Raw genomic sequence first — 13678 nt, 5'->3', positions numbered from 1 at the left:
GGGCCGGTCACGTTCCGGTGTGTCGCAGCGGTGCGCGCACGATGGCCAGGGCGGCGGCTGCGGAGGCGAGGCCGAGGACCGCTCCGGCAGCGACGTCGCCGGGGTAGTGCACGCCCGTGTGGACGCGGGAGTAGCCGACGGCGACCGCCAGCGCTCCGAGCGGTACCGCCGCCTGGGGCAGCACCACACCGACGGCGGTGGCGAAGGCCGTCGCCGACGCCGTGTGCCCGGACGGGAAGGAGGCCGACTCCGGCATCGGCACCTGCCGGGCCACGGTCACCCGGGCCTGCTCGCGGTCGGGCCGCCGCCGGTGGACCACCCGCTTGCCGAACAGGTTCGCGGTCACCGAGGCCAGGGCGACGGCGGTGACCCCGGCGGCGGCCGCCTGCCGGGGGCGGCCTGGCAGGAGCGCGAGGCCCGCGGCGACGGCCAGCGAGATCTTCGAGCGGTCGGCCGCGCGGGACAGCCGCCGCAGGGCGGAGTCAAGGGCCGGTGTCGGGGTGGCGGCCACGGCGGCGTAGAGGGCTCCGTCGATCGAACGGAGGTCGGTGAGCACGTCCGCCGGGGCGGGCCGGGGTGGGGAGGCGCTTCGGTCAGGCACGGGGCTGCCTCCCGTCGGTCGGCCCGGAGGACTGCCCGGAGCCCGGCCCGGAGGCCTGCGTGCCGTGGCTGAACGCGAGGGTGATGAGCTGCCGCCAGTCCATCCGCGGTGCGACGGGGACGACGCCCGGGCGGTCGCGCGGGACCAGGACCCGCAGCGCGCCGGGGCGCAGCGTGCACACCACCGGTGTGGGCATCCGCAGTGCCTCGCCGTCGACGGCGACCGGGATCTCCGGCTCCTCGGAGGTCACCTCGACCCGGTGCGCGGTCAGCACGGTCAGCCCGGTGGCCTGGGAGCCCCGTACGGCCAGTTCGGCGGCCTGCGCCGCGCCCTCGACCCGGATGGCCGTGACGCCGAGCAGGCCGCTGTCGAGCCGGGAGCGACGGCCGCCGCTCTCCAGGTCGTCGGGCGAGCCGTACGGGTTGTTGCTGACCAGCAGCGCCTGCTGGGCCGAGAGCGCCGGGGTCGCGCCGCCGTCGATGAGGGTGTCGACCCGGCGCACCCCCTCGCCGACCAGCAGGTCCGGCAGCAGGTTCAGTGCGGTGCCCGCCTTGGCGTCGCGGTACTCGGGGCGCTGCACGACGTCGGCGTACACCCCGAAGGACACGGTGTTGACGAAGGGCCGGCCGGCGACGTCGCCGAGGTCGATCCGCAGTTCCTCGCCGTCGGTCAGCGCGTCGAGGCAGCGGGACGGGTCGGACCGGTCGAGTCCGAGGTCCATGGCGAAGTGGTTGCGGGTGCCGGCGGCGATCACCAGGAACGGCAGGCCGTGCTCGGCGGCGACGGCCGCGACCAGGGCCTGGGTGCCGTCGCCGCCCGCGACGCCGAGCAGGTCGGCGCCGCCGGCCACCGCCTCGCGGGCGAGCGCGGTGACGTCGGCGTGGACGGCGGGGTCGAGCAGGACCACCCGGGCGCCGAGTCGCTCCGCCCGTTCGACCAGCCCGAAGCGGCCGACCTTCCCGCCCCCGGATTTCGGGTTCATGATGAGCACCGCCCGCTGCGGCCGGGCGGCGGCGGTCGCCGGTTTCGCCCGGGTCGGGCGCGCGCGGCGCAGCGCCGTCCGGCCGAGGGCGAGTGCCACGCCCGAGCAGAGCACCAGCAGCAGCGCCGTCGGCCACAGGTCGTGGCGGGCGAACAGCACCACGAGGGCGACCGGTGCGGCGATCGCGAGCACCGCTCCGACCACCCGCAGGACGCCGCGATGTGCCAGGAACCACCAGACGCCGGCCGCCCAGACCACCAGCTCCAGGAAGCCGATCAGCACCACTTGCAAGCCGCCGTCACCCAGGGCGAACAGCAGCACGACCACGGTGCCGATCGCGGCCAGCAGCGCGCAGCGCGCGAGCACCCGCGCGGTCACGTCCCCGGCGGAGTCCGTCTGCGGCGTCGCGTCGATGTCGTTCTCCCTGAGCCGTGTCCTGAGCCGTGTCCTGAGCGGTGTTCCGGGCGGTGTCCTGCGGCCCGGTCCGTGTCAGCAGCCTGCGCATTCCCGCAGTCGGGGGCATCCCGGCCAGGCTGTCCGGGTGAGCCCGGCGCCGTGGGCCGCGGAGCCCTCCCCGTTCGGCCGGGGCACGGCCGACGGTGGCGGCCCGGTCAGGCGTGCGGGACGAGCGCGACCGGGCAGTGGACGTGGTGGACGGCCGCGTGGGCGACCGGGCCGAGGTGGGCGCCGAGCAGGGTACGGCGGACGCGGCGGCCGAGGACGAGCAGCCGGGCGGTCGCGGCGGCGTCCACGAGGGCGACGGTGGGGCTGCCCCGGACGAGGTCGGCCGTGACGTCCACCGCGGGCCGGCGGGCCCGCCAGGGCTCCAGCAGCTCGGTGAAGCTGGTCCGCTCGGCGGCGGAGAGCTCCTCCTGCAGGCCGCCGATGGCGTCGAAGGCCATGTACTCGGAGCCGACCGGCGGGGACCAGACGTGCACGACGCGCAGCGGGGCCGAGCGTCGGGCGGCGGCCTCGAAGGCGAAGGCGAGCACCTCGTCCATCGGGTGGGTGAGGTCGATCCCCACCAGCACCGGGCCGGCCGGTTCGTCCTCGCCGGTCCGGACCAGCACCACCGGGCAGGCGGCCCGGCGCAGCACCTCCTGGCTCACCGAGCCGACCAGGAAGCCGCGCAGGGCGCCCAGCCCGCGGGAGCCGAGGACGAGCAGGGCGGCGGTCCGCGCGGCCTCGTCCAGTGCCTCGGCCGGGGCGTCCGGCACCTGCGAGGAGGACACCGGGACGGTGACGGTGGTGCGCAACTCGGCTTCGCGGGCGAGCAGTTGCTCCAACGGGCGGTGTTGCTCGGGGGCGCCCCGCTTCGGTCGGGGCCAGGCCTGGAGGAGGTGCAGGGGGCAGTCGCGGCGCTCTGCCTCGCGGGCGGCCCAGGAGGTGGCGGCGAGGCTCTCGGGCGAGCCGTCGAAGCCGACGACGACGGGCCCGGTCACGGCCGGCTCCCTCCCGCGCGCAGCGAGTCGAGGGCGGCGCCCAGCCGCCGGGCCGCCTCGTCGGCGACCGCGCCCAGCCCGCCGTCGGCGCCGGCCAGGGCGACCATCGTCTGCGGGTCGACGGCCTCCACGACGGTGGCGTCGCCGTCGGCGCGGACGACCACGTTGCAGGGCAGCAGCAGCCCGATGCGGCGGTCGGCGTCGAGCGCGCGGTGGGCGAGGGCGGGGTTGCAGGCGCCGAGGATCAGGTAGTCCTCGATCTCGGCGCCGATCTTCTCGCGCAGGGTCGCGCGGACGTCGATGGTGGTCAGGACGCCGAAGCCCTGCTCCTTGAGGGCGGCGGTGGCCGCCTCCACCGTCTCGGCGAACGGGCGGTCGAGTCGTACGCCGATCCCGTAGTCCATGGTTCCTCCCGGGGGTCGGGCCCAGTATCGGCGGCGGCCGGGCCCACCGCCTCCCGGGCGGCCGGGGCTCCTGCCGGGCCGGCCGGCCCGGGTCGGCAGGGCAGCGGGCGTGATCGTTCGGCGGAGGGCCCCGAGGGCGGAGGGGGCGAGACGGTGGGGCTCCGCGGGCGGTGGGGTGCAGGTCGAACGGGTCGAGCGGGTCGAGCGGGTCGAGCGGGGCGAGCGGGTTCGACGAGGCCCCGGGGGTGGGCGGCGCCGTGGTCCAGCGCCGGTCGAGGCGGACCGGCCAGAGTGTGGGCGCGGGCGCGGACGGCACCGCGTCCGCGCCCAGTCGGGCGCACGGTCGGACGGGACGAGGGAGAGTCATGGACGACGAAGCGGTAGCGGTACTCGTGGTCGGCGGCGGCCTGGTCGGGCTGTCGGCAGCCGCCTTCCTGTGCGGCCACGGCGTCACCACGGCGGTGGTCGAACGGCACCCGGGCACCTCGGTGCTGCCCCGCGGCGGGGCGGTGAACTCCCGTTCCATGGAGCTCTACCGGTCCTCCGGCCTGGAGCCGGCGATCCGGGCGGCGGCGCCGTCGGTGGTCGGCCGCCGCCCCGAACCGGCCCGGGTGGGCACGTTGGCCGGCCGCGGGGCCCCCGGCCCGGTGGCGCGCCTCAGTCCCTGCGAACCCGCCTTCGTGGACCGGCAGGTGCTGGAACCGCTCGTCCTCGCGCACGCCCGCAAGCTCGGCGCCGACGTCCGGTTCGCCAGCCGGATGGTGGAGTTCGAGCAGGACCCGGACGGCGTCACCGCGCTGATCGAGTCCACCGCCACCGGCCGCCGCCACCGGGTCCGCGCCCGCTACCTGATCGGTGCCGACGGGCACCGCTCGTCGGTCCGGCGGGCCCTCGGCATCGCGACCCACCGGCCCGGCGCGCTCCGCCGCGGCGCCGAGCTCGCCTTCGAGGCCGACCTCACCGCTGTGCCGCGCGGCCGGCCGATCCCGATCCCGGCCCGCACCGCCACCGGCGACCCGACGCCCGAGGCGGAGATCGTCCCGGTGCTCGACGGGGAGACCGCCCTGGCGCCCGAGGGCGCGGCCCGGCCGGTCGTCCAGGGCGGGGAACCGGCCGCCCGGGTGGCCGACCGGTTCCGGGAGGGGCGGGTCTTCCTGGCCGGGGACGCCGCGCACACGGTCCGGCCGGCCGGGGGTTTCGGCGCCGACACCGGCATCCAGGACGTGCACAACCTGGCCTGGAAGCTCGCCGCCGTCCTGACCGGCTGGGCCGGCCCCGGCCTGCTGGACTCCTACGAACCGGAGCGGCAGCCGGTCGCCGAGACCACCTGCGCCTTCGCCGCCGCCCGGCAGCGCGAGCACGGGCACGGGCACGGGCACAACCGGGCCCACGGCGGGGCCGCCGGCTTCTCGCCGCTCGCCCTCACCTTCGGCTACCACTACCGCTCGGCGGCGGTGGTCGGCGGGGCACCGGCCGGGACCGACCCGGGCGAACCCGCCGACCTGACCGGGCTCGCCGGCACCCGGGCACCGCACGTACGGCTGGAGCGCGACGGCGCGGCGCTCTCCACCCTGGACCTCTTCGGCGACCGCTTCGTGCTGCTCACCGGCCGCGACGGCACCCCGTGGGCCGAGGCCGGCACCCGCGCCGCCGCCCGGCTGCGCGCGCCGTTCGCCGCCCACCGGATCGGCACCGACCTCGCGGACCCGGACGGCGACTGGGGCGCCCGCTACCACCTCGCCCACACCGGGGCCGTGCTGGTGCGGCCGGACGGCTTCGTCTCCTGGCGCTCGGTCGGCCACGGCGGGCGGGGCGGCGTCGCGCTGGAGGCCGAACTGGCCCAGGTGCTGGGCCGGTTGCTGGCCCGTACGGCGTCCTGACCGGCCTGCCGCGCCCCGCACCGGATAGCCGGCAGCACGAAGGACCGCGCACCGCAGCGGCCGGCCCGGGAGACCGGACCGGCCGCTGTGCGTTGCCTCAAGTCCCTTCCGAAGCGGTCGAGTCGGCCGTCACGAAACGATGAGCAGCGGCCGCGTCAGAGGAAGTAGAGGCGGTTCAGCGGGACGGTGTCGGCGGGTTCGGTGCGGAGGGCGGCGCCGTCCAGGGTGACCAGTCCGTTGCGGGCGTTGACCAGGACCTCGCCGAGGCGGGTGTTGCGGACCAGGTCGCGCGGCCCGATGCCGCGGGTGCCCCGGACCGCGACGCGGCGGCGTCGGGTGGTCATCGCGTCGTAGGGGCGGTGGTCGGTGCCGGACTCGGCGGCGGCGCGGCTGGTGAAGGCGACCGAGAGGTCGGCGGGGGTGGCGCCGTGGGCACCGAACAGCGGCCCCATGACCAGGGGTTGGCAGGTTTCGGTGGCGCCGTTGGGGTCGCCCGTGACGCCGTACGCGGGGAACCCCGCCTTCAGGACCAGCTGCGGCTTGGCACCGAAGGAGGCGGGGCGCCACAGCACGATGTCGGCGAGCTTGCCGGTCTCGATCGAGCCGACCTCGTGGACAAGGCCGTGCGCGATGGCCGGGTTGATGGTGAGCTTGGCGATGTAGCGCAGCACGCGTTCGTTGTCGTCGTCCGGGCCGTCGCCCTCCATCGGGCCGAGTTCGGCCTTCATCTTGCCCGCGACGGCGAAGGTGCGGCGCACGGTCTCGCCGGCGCGGCCCATGCCCTGGGCGTCGGAGGAGGTGATGCCGATGGCGCCGAGGTCGTGCAGCACGTCCTCGGCGCCCATGGTGCCGGCCCGGATCCGGTCGCGGGCCATCGCGGCGTCGCCGGGCAGGTCGGTCTGGAGGGCGTGGACGGAGACGATCATGCCGTAGTGCTCGGCGACCGCGTCCCGGCCGAACGGGAGGGTGGGGTTGGTGGAGGAGCCGATGACGTTCGGCACGCCCGCCAGCTTGAGCACGTTGGGGACGTGTCCGCCGCCGCAGCCCTCGATGTGGAAGGCGTGGATGGTCCGCCCGTCGAGCACGCGCAGGGTGTCCTCGACCGACAGGCACTCGTTCAACCCGTCGGTGTGCAGGGCGACTTGGACGTCGTGGACTTCGGCGACGGACAGTGCGGTGTCCAGGGCGCGGGTGTGCGCGCCCATGTCCTCGTGCACCTTGAACCCGCAGGCGCCGCCCTCGGCGAGGGCCTCGACCAGCGGGGCCGGGTGGGAGGACGAACCGCGGCCCAGGAAGCCGATGTTGACCGGCCAGGCGTCGAAGGCGTTGAAGGCGTGCCGCAAGGCCCAGGGGGAGTTGACGCCGACGCCCCAGGCGGGGCCGACCTCCTGGCCGATGATCGTGGTGACACCGGAGGCCAGCGAGGCCTCCATGATCCGCGGGGACATCAGGTGGACGTGGGTGTCGATGGCCCCGGCGGTGGCGATCAGGCCCTCGCCGGAGACGATGGTGGTGCCGGTGCCGACGACCACGTCCACGCCGTCCAGGGTGTCCGGGTTGCCCGCGCGGCCGATCGAGGCGATCCGGCCCTCCCGGATGCCGATCGAGGTCTTGCGGATGCCCTGGACCGCGTCGATCACCAGGACGTTGCTGATCACGAGGTCGCAGGTGTCCCGCACGGCCGCGGCCTTGAGGTGCAGCCCGTCCCGGGCGGTCTTGCCGAAGCCGACCAGGAACTCGTCGCCGGGCGCCTGCGAGTCGGACTCCACGCGGACGACCAGGCCGCTGTCGCCGAGCCGGACCCGGTCCCCGGCGCGCGGGCCGTGCACCGCCGTGTACTCGGACGCTTCGATGCTGCTGCTCACGGCTGGTTCTCCTGTCCGTCGTCGACTGCTCCGAGGTAGCCCTGCTCGGCGGCCCGGCGCAGCGCCTCGCTCCTCACCCGGGGCGCGTCCAGTGGGCCGTCGACCAGGCCGGCGAAGCCGATCGCGACCCGCTCGCCGCCGATCGGCACCAGGCCGACCTCGACGGTGGCGGCCGGGTCGAAGCGCACCGAGGAGCCGGCCGGCACCGCGAGGTGCATGCCGTAGGCGGCGGCGCGGTCGAAGGCCAGGCGCGGGTTGGCCTCGAAGAAGTGGAAGTGCGAGGTGACCGAGACCGGCACCTCGGAGGTGTTGCGCACGGCGAGGGTGCGGACGGGCTCCGGCCCGGGCGCGGGGTTCCCGTCGGGGAGCACGGCGCCGGGTGCGGCCGCGCCGAGGGTGCCGCCGCCGAAGGGGTCGGCGACCACGGCGAGGCGGGTGCCGTCCTCGAACACGGCCTCGACGTGGATCTCGGTGACCAGGTCCGGCACGCCGGGCAGGACGTCGTCGGCGGCGAGGACGGACCGGCCGCGGGCGACGGCCTCGGCCAGTCGCAGCCCGTCGCGGGCGGCCTCGCAGACGGTGTCCGAGACGAGCGCGGTGGCCTCGGGGACGTTGAGCCGCAGGCCGCGGGCCCGGCGGGCGCGGGCGAGTTCGGCGGCCGTGAAGATCAGCAGCCGGTCGCGTTCGGTGGGGGTCAGCTGCACGGGGGTTCCCTTCTCCCTCGGTACGGGGCGGTGGGGGTCAGCCGGCGGGCTGGTCGTGGGTGGAGCAGTGGATGCCGCCGCCGCCGGAGGCGATGGTGTCGATCCGCACGGGGACGATCTCGCGGCCGGGGAACTGGTCCCGGAAGATCTCCTGGGCGTGGCCGTCGGCCCGGGCGTCGCCGAACAGCGGCAGGTAGACGCCCTTGTTGCCGATGTAGAAGTTCATGTAGGAGGAGACGAAGGCGTCGCCGCGGCCGGTGATCCTGTCCGGGTCGGGCTGGCTGATCTCGATCACCTTGAGCTTCCTGCCGGTCGCGTCGGTGGTCTCGGCGAGGACGGCGCGGGCCTGGTCGGCGGAGCGGGACCAGACGTCCGGCGGGGTGCCGGGGAAGGCACGGTCCAGGAGGACGACGCCGGGGGCGGCGAAGCGGGTGAGGCAGTCGACGTGGGCGTCGGTGATGTCCTGGCCCTTGACGCCCGCCAGCCAGATCACCGTGGTGACGCCGAGCGCCTTCTTGAGCTCCGCCTCGACCTGGTCCCGGCTCATGCCCGGGTTGCGGTTGTCGTTGACGACGGAACTCTCGGTCACCAGCAGGGTGCCCTGGCCGTCGGTCTCGAAGGAGCCGCCCTCGGCGGTGATCGGGGTCTCCAGTCGTTCGACGCCGTACTTCTCCAGGACCGCGCGGGCGATGCGGGCGTCGTTGGCGTGCTCCTGCTTGCCGCCCCAGCCGCTGAAGTTGAAGTCGACGCCCTTGACCTTGCCGCCCTCCTCCACGAACACCGGCACGGTGTCGCGGGCCCACAGGTCGTCCACCGGGACGGAGAGCAGTTCGACGTCCGAGCCGCAGGCGTTGCGGGCCGAGGACTCCTGGCCGGGGCGCACCAGCATGACCACCGGTTCGCGCGCGCCGATGGCCCGGGCCACCGAGGCGATGTCCGTGCGGACGGCGCCGAGCTGCTCGCCCCAGACGTTCTCGGAGGCGGGCCAGGCCATGAAGGTCCGTTCGTGCTTCTCCCACTCGCTGCCGAGCCGGCGTCCGCCGGCGGACGCCGCGGGCTGCCCGGGTGCGTCCGCGGGCGGCTGCTCGGTGGCGGGGGCGGACGGGGACGCCGGGTCGGCCGGGTCGTCGCCGGAGGCCGTGCAGGCGGTCGCGCCGAGGGCGATCACACCGGCGCCGGCGAGCGAGCGCAGCACCGTGCGACGGGCGAGGGGGGACTGGGACACGCTGGACTCCGGTGGGGCTGAGGGTGGATCCGGTCCGGCGGCGAGGGCGGGGCTCCGGGGGAGCGGACTGCGGGCGCCGGTGGGCGGCGGACGTGGCCGTCCTGGTGGACGGGGTGGTCCGGCATCGCCACTCCTGAACTCTCGCATTGACTGAAAAATCAGTCAAGCTTTACGGTGAAGCCACCCAAAACGCCCCGAGACGACCCGGGCCGCCGAGCGCGCGGCCCCGGTCACGACGATGAAAGGCCGGGTGAGGCGGCGATGCTGCGCAATGGTCTGGAGCCCTGGCACCTGCTGGTGATGGTGGCCGTCCTGGTGCTGCTGTTCGGCTCCAAGAAACTGCCCGAGACGGCGCGCGGACTGGGGAAGTCGATGCGCATCCTGAAGTCCGAGACGGCGGCGATGCGGGAGGAGGGGCGGCCCGCCGCCGCCGCCGTCGCCGCCGCGGCGGCGGCCGAGCCGGTGGGCGACCCGGGGAAGGCTCAGGCCCGCCCGGACGGGCCGCCGGTCCGACCGCACTGAGCGGCGCCGTCGACCTGGGCACCGCCCTCGACGCCGAGAGCCGTCGTCCCCCGCCACGCGGCCGGGTGGGCGACGGCTCTCGGCCGTGTGCGGGGCCGTCCGCGCGGCGGGCCGGCTCAGCCGTTGCGGCGGTAGTGGTCCACCGAGACCCTGACCGGGCCGTCCGCGCCCGCGGTCGACAGCACCCGGACGACCGCGAGGTCCCGCCCGTCCGCGGACCGGACGCAGAAGGCGCCGCGCGGCCCGACGGCGGTGAACGGGATCCGTCCGGCCGGACGGCTGCCGAGGCCCTTGAGGCACTCGGCCACGCCCAGGCCGGCGTCCCGGCCGATGAAGGAGTCGGCGGTCTCCGGGACGAGGAACTCGCCCTCCCCCCGGCCGACGTACCAGGTCGCGCTGTCGACCGGGACCACGGTGCCGGTGGCGAGGTCGAACTCGTAGCCGGAGTCCGCCGAGGTCAGCTCGACGGAGCGGTAGACCGGCGCGAAGTCGGCGGCGGGCCCGGACGGCGTCGAAGCTGCCGGTGCGGTCGGTGCGGCGGAGGCCGAGCGGGTGGGCGTCGGTGATCCCGCGGGCGTCGCCGGGGCGCTCGGGGCGACCGGCGTGGCGGAGCCGGAGACCGGGGCCTCGGCGGTCGCGGCCTCCACCGGCTCCTGGTCGTCGAGCAGGAACACCGCCGCCGCGGCGCCGACGGTCAGGGCGACGGCGGCGGTCAGCGCGGTCCGCCCGAGGGCGCGGCGGCGGCCCCGGCCCCGTTCGTCCTCGCGCCGGGCCGCGCGGGAGGCCGTCGACGACCCGGGCGGCCCGGAGGCGGAGCCGGAGCCGGAGCCGGGCACGGAGGAAGGGTCGGAGACGGAGGCGGGCGCGGAGCCGGGCCCGGGGGCGAGCAGGGTCGGCGTCGGCGCGGCCGTCGGCGCCAGGACCGTCCGGGCCGAGTCCCAGCCGGGCCGCGCGGCGGCTCCGGCGGCCTCCGCGGGCACCTGCGGCAGCTCGGCGTGCCGGGTGATCTGGCTGGTCAGCGGGTGCGGGAGCCAGTCGTCGCCGAACCGGAGGTGCCCGCCGACCGCCGGGTGGTTCCGGGCGGCGGCGATCACCTCGGCGGTGGTCGGACGGTCCTCGGGCCGCTTGGCGAGGCAGCGCAGCAGCAGCTCGTGCAGGGTCGGCGGCACCCGGCCGAGGTCGGGCTCCTCGTGGACGGTCCGGTAGAGCGCGGCCGGGTCCGGGCCGTCCCCGAAGGGCGGGGTGCCGCCCGCGACGTGGACGGTGAGCGCGCCCAGCGCGTACACGTCGGTGGCCGGGGTCGCGGCCCGGCCCATGGCCTGTTCGGGCGCCATGTAGGCGGGCGAGCCGATGCGCAGTCCGGTGCCGGTGAGCGCGCTGGCGTCGGCGGCGCGGGCGATGCCGAAGTCGATCACCCGGGGGCCGTCGGAGGCGATCAGCACGTTGCCGGGCTTGAGGTCGCGGTGGACCACGCCGCTGGCGTGGATCGCCTGCAGCGCCTCGGCGATGCCGGCCATCAGCAGCAGGACGGTCCGCTCCGGGAGCGGACCGAACCGCTGCACCACCTGCTGGAGCGAGGGGCCCGGCACGTAGGTGGTGGCCAGCCACGGGGTGGCGGCGTCCACGCCCGCGTCGACCACCTGCGCGGTGAACAGCCCGTGGATGCGCCGGGCGCTGGCCACCTCCTGGGCGAAGCGGGCCCGGAACTCGGGGTCCTCGGCCAGTTCGGGCCGGACCACCTTGAGCGCCACCGGCCGCCCGCCGGGGGTGTACGAGAGGTAGACCCGGCCCATGCCGCCGGCGCCGAGCCGGGCGTACAGCAGGTGGCCGCCGACCTCGCGCGGGTCGTCCGCGGTGAGTTCCTGGAAGACGGGCTGCAGGGCGAAGGGGGATCGGTCGGCGGACATGCGGTGGCCTCTCTCGGCGGACAGGGAGGGGGACGGGAGCCGGAACGGCGCCCCCGGGCGGCCACGGCGCTGGTCGGCGCAGACGGCATCGCGAAGTTTAGAGGTACCGTCAGGGTAGCCGTGACGGGCCGACCGGAGGCCGGAGCCGGCCGCCGGGCCGAGGCCGTTCAGCCCCGCAGTTCGGTCTCGACGGCACCGCGCAGGAGCCGGCGCGCGTGGTCCAGCGGCAGCGAGCCGCTCAGCCAGCGCACGCTGAGGCCCTCGACGAGGGTGGTGAGGCGCTCGGCGGCGGCCGCGTGTGCGGGTGCGGTGCCGGTCGGGTCGGCCCGGGCGAGCAGCTCGGCGATGTCGTGCACCCAGGTGTGGGTGGTCCGCGCCAGGTCCTCGCGCAGGCTCGGCTCGAACACCGCGGTGGCTCTCAACTCGCCCCAGGCGGTGCTGTTCTCGCGGACATCGGTGCTGTCCTGCAGTTCCCCGAGCAGCACCCGTTCGAGGTCGGCCCTGGGGTCCCGGCTCCGGGGCGCGGGGTCGTCCTCGTCGGTGGTGTAGTGGTCGGCGCGGTCGCTGATGAACTCCAGCGTCTGGCGCAGGAGGCCGGCCCGGTCGGTGAAGTGGTAGTAGATCAGCGAGGTGGACACCCCGGCCTCGGCGGCCAGTTCGCCCACGCGCAGCCCGCGTACGCCACGGCGGGCGATCGCCCGGGTGGCGGCCTTGAGTATTTCCGTCCGACGGTCCGACATGGTCGCCCACTCTACCGGGCTTCCCGGCTGGTCAGGCGCGGTTCCTGATGATCGTTTCAGTGACTTGCCCTGGCTTTGCCTCAAACGCTTGACTGAATTTTCAGTACGGTAGAGGATGCGGGGCAACCCCCACACCTCCCACGTCACTCAGGGAGTCCCATGCGATCCCCCACGCCTTCCCGCCGCGGTCTGCTCCGGTTCGGCGCGGCCGCCGTCCCGCTGATCGCCCTCGGTGCCGTGCTGCCGGCGAGCGCCCGGGCCGCGACCGCCGAAACGGCCGCCCCCACCGAAACGGCCGCCCCCGCGAGGCTGCGGATGCCGGCCGAGAGCGACCGGCACGACCGCACCTTCATGGCCTGGCCGGCCCTGTCCTCGATCTGGCGGACCCAGCTCTCCGCGGTCCGGGACGACATCGCCCGGGTCGCCCACGAGATCTCCCGCTACGAACCGGTCGTCGTGGTCGCCCGCCCCGGCCAGGCCGCCGACGCGCGGTACTACTGCGGCCCCGGCGCCTCCTACGGCATCACCGTGGTCGAGATCGCCAACGACGACCTGTGGATCCGCGACTTCGGCCCGACCTTCGTGGTCGCGCCGGGTGCCATCGCCGGGGTCGACACCAACTTCAACGGCTGGGGCAAGACCGGCACCCCGTACTACCAGCGCTTCACCGAGGACGCCGCGGTCGCGGCCGCCCTCCTCGCCGAGTACGGCGTCGACCGCGTCCAGGCCCCCTTCGTCGGCGAGGGCGGGGCCCTGGAGACGGACGGCCAGGGCACCCTGCTGGCCACCGTCAGCTCGCTCGTGAACCCCAACCGCAACCCCGGGATGTCCCAGGACCAGGTCGAACAGGCCCTGAAGAGCGCGCTCGGGATGGACAAGGTGATCTGGCTGGCCGGTCTGGCGGGCCAGGACATCACGGACGACCACATCGACTGCCTGGCGCGCTTCACCACGCCCGGCCGGGTCATCCTCGACCGGCCCGGCCCCGGCACCGACCGGATCTGGATCGACGTCTACGAGCAGGCCAAGGACGTCCTGCGGACCGCCACCGACGCCCGGGGCCGCCCGCTGACCGTCCTGGAACTGCCCGGCCCCGACCGGGCGAGGACCCGCCGGCGCGGCAAGGACTTCCTGTCCAGCTACACCAACTTCTACGTCGCCAACGGCGCCGTGTTCGTCCCGCAGTTCGGCGACGCCGTCGCCGACGGCCAGGCCTACGCGATCCTGCAGGCCGAGTTCCCCGGCCGCGACGTCGTCCAGCTGAACATCGACAACATCGCCTCCGGCGGTGGCGGCATCCACTGCGCCACCCAGTCCCAGCCGGCCGTGCCGCCGGCCCTCTGAGACCCCTCGGCGGCCCGTCCGGAACCCCACGGAGACGGGCCGCCGAGGACCACCGCTCACCC

At 75.7% G+C, this 13678-nt stretch carries 12 protein-coding genes; 3 read left to right on the top strand and 9 right to left on the bottom strand.

Annotated features, from left to right (window positions below):
- Positions 1 to 7: 7 nt before the first annotated feature.
- The 4 genes from AB0Q99_RS01655 to AB0Q99_RS01640 form a co-directional block, all read right to left on the bottom strand.
- A complete protein-coding gene (locus AB0Q99_RS01655; protein ID WP_363567356.1) occupies positions 8 to 601 on the bottom strand; it encodes a phosphatase PAP2 family protein in 594 nt (197 codons plus the stop codon).
- On the bottom strand, positions 594 to 1961 hold the full coding sequence (locus AB0Q99_RS01650) for a diacylglycerol kinase family protein (protein WP_363567354.1): 1368 nt from the start codon (positions 1959 to 1961) through the stop codon (positions 594 to 596). The genes AB0Q99_RS01655 and AB0Q99_RS01650 overlap by 8 nt, the downstream gene beginning before the upstream one ends.
- A 233-nt stretch (positions 1962 to 2194) precedes the next feature.
- On the bottom strand, positions 2195 to 3025 hold the full coding sequence (locus tag AB0Q99_RS01645; protein WP_363567352.1) for a universal stress protein: 831 nt from the start codon (positions 3023 to 3025) through the stop codon (positions 2195 to 2197).
- Complete coding sequence (locus tag AB0Q99_RS01640) at positions 3022 to 3429, bottom strand: DUF302 domain-containing protein (protein WP_363567351.1); 408 nt, start codon at positions 3427 to 3429, stop codon at positions 3022 to 3024. The genes AB0Q99_RS01645 and AB0Q99_RS01640 overlap by 4 nt, the downstream gene beginning before the upstream one ends.
- 365 nt (positions 3430 to 3794) lie before the next feature.
- Here AB0Q99_RS01640 and AB0Q99_RS01635 point away from each other — a divergent pair, with 365 nt between their 5' ends.
- Entirely contained in the window at positions 3795 to 5309 is a 1515-nt protein-coding gene (locus AB0Q99_RS01635) for an FAD-dependent monooxygenase (RefSeq protein WP_363567349.1), read from the top strand.
- A gap of 155 nt (positions 5310 to 5464) precedes the next feature.
- Here AB0Q99_RS01635 and AB0Q99_RS01630 read toward each other — a convergent pair whose 3' ends face one another.
- Genes AB0Q99_RS01630 through AB0Q99_RS01620 form a run of 3 tightly spaced genes read right to left on the bottom strand, consistent with a single transcriptional unit; the run spans position 5465 to position 9103 of the window.
- Positions 5465 to 7174, bottom strand: a complete 1710-nt coding sequence (locus AB0Q99_RS01630) for an urease subunit alpha (RefSeq protein ID WP_363567347.1) — start codon at positions 7172 to 7174, stop codon at positions 5465 to 5467.
- Entirely contained in the window at positions 7171 to 7878 is a 708-nt protein-coding gene (gene ureA / locus AB0Q99_RS01625; RefSeq protein WP_363567345.1) for an urease subunit gamma, read from the bottom strand. The genes AB0Q99_RS01630 and ureA overlap by 4 nt, the downstream gene beginning before the upstream one ends.
- Positions 7879 to 7915: 37 nt before the next feature.
- Entirely contained in the window at positions 7916 to 9103 is a 1188-nt protein-coding gene (locus tag AB0Q99_RS01620; RefSeq protein WP_363567344.1) for an agmatine deiminase family protein, read from the bottom strand.
- A gap of 261 nt (positions 9104 to 9364) precedes the next feature.
- Between AB0Q99_RS01620 and tatA the strand changes: the two genes are divergently transcribed.
- Positions 9365 to 9625 (top strand): Sec-independent protein translocase subunit TatA, encoded by a 261-nt coding sequence (gene tatA, locus AB0Q99_RS01615; RefSeq protein WP_363567342.1) that lies wholly within the window; start codon positions 9365 to 9367, stop codon positions 9623 to 9625.
- 116 nt (positions 9626 to 9741) lie between these two features.
- On the opposite strand, the gene AB0Q99_RS01610 is transcribed toward tatA, so the two are convergent.
- Together AB0Q99_RS01610 and AB0Q99_RS01605 are read right to left on the bottom strand one after the other, a co-directional pair.
- Positions 9742 to 11532, bottom strand: a complete 1791-nt coding sequence (locus tag AB0Q99_RS01610; protein WP_363567341.1) for a serine/threonine-protein kinase — start codon at positions 11530 to 11532, stop codon at positions 9742 to 9744.
- A gap of 167 nt (positions 11533 to 11699) precedes the next feature.
- The gene (locus AB0Q99_RS01605) at positions 11700 to 12272 is read right to left on the bottom strand and encodes a TetR/AcrR family transcriptional regulator (protein ID WP_363567339.1); all 573 of its coding nucleotides are present in this window, start codon (positions 12270 to 12272) and stop codon (positions 11700 to 11702) included.
- A gap of 159 nt (positions 12273 to 12431) precedes the next feature.
- On the opposite strand from AB0Q99_RS01605, the gene AB0Q99_RS01600 reads away from it, so the two are divergent.
- Positions 12432 to 13616: an agmatine deiminase family protein gene (locus tag AB0Q99_RS01600; protein WP_363567337.1), complete on the top strand. Its 1185-nt coding sequence runs from the start codon at positions 12432 to 12434 to the stop codon at positions 13614 to 13616.
- The last annotated feature ends 62 nt before the right edge of the window (positions 13617 to 13678 follow it).

Source organism: Kitasatospora sp. NPDC086791 (assembly GCF_040685975.1).
Lineage (GTDB): Bacteria > Actinomycetota > Actinomycetes > Streptomycetales > Streptomycetaceae > Kitasatospora.
The sequence above is the reverse complement of the archived record's forward strand: the minus strand, read 5'-3'. Positions and strand labels throughout refer to the sequence as shown.

Coding starts and splice junctions, on each gene's coding strand:
- AB0Q99_RS01640 (WP_363567351.1), bottom strand. CDS start 3,429: ATGGACTACGGGATCGGCGTACGACTCGACCGCCCGTTCGCCGAGACG.
- AB0Q99_RS01635 (WP_363567349.1), top strand. CDS start 3,795: ATGGACGACGAAGCGGTAGCGGTACTCGTGGTCGGCGGCGGCCTGGTC.
- tatA (WP_363567342.1), top strand. CDS start 9,365: ATGCTGCGCAATGGTCTGGAGCCCTGGCACCTGCTGGTGATGGTGGCC.
- AB0Q99_RS01610 (WP_363567341.1), bottom strand. CDS start 11,532: ATGTCCGCCGACCGATCCCCCTTCGCCCTGCAGCCCGTCTTCCAGGAA.
- AB0Q99_RS01605 (WP_363567339.1), bottom strand. CDS start 12,272: ATGTCGGACCGTCGGACGGAAATACTCAAGGCCGCCACCCGGGCGATC.
- AB0Q99_RS01600 (WP_363567337.1), top strand. CDS start 12,432: ATGCGATCCCCCACGCCTTCCCGCCGCGGTCTGCTCCGGTTCGGCGCG.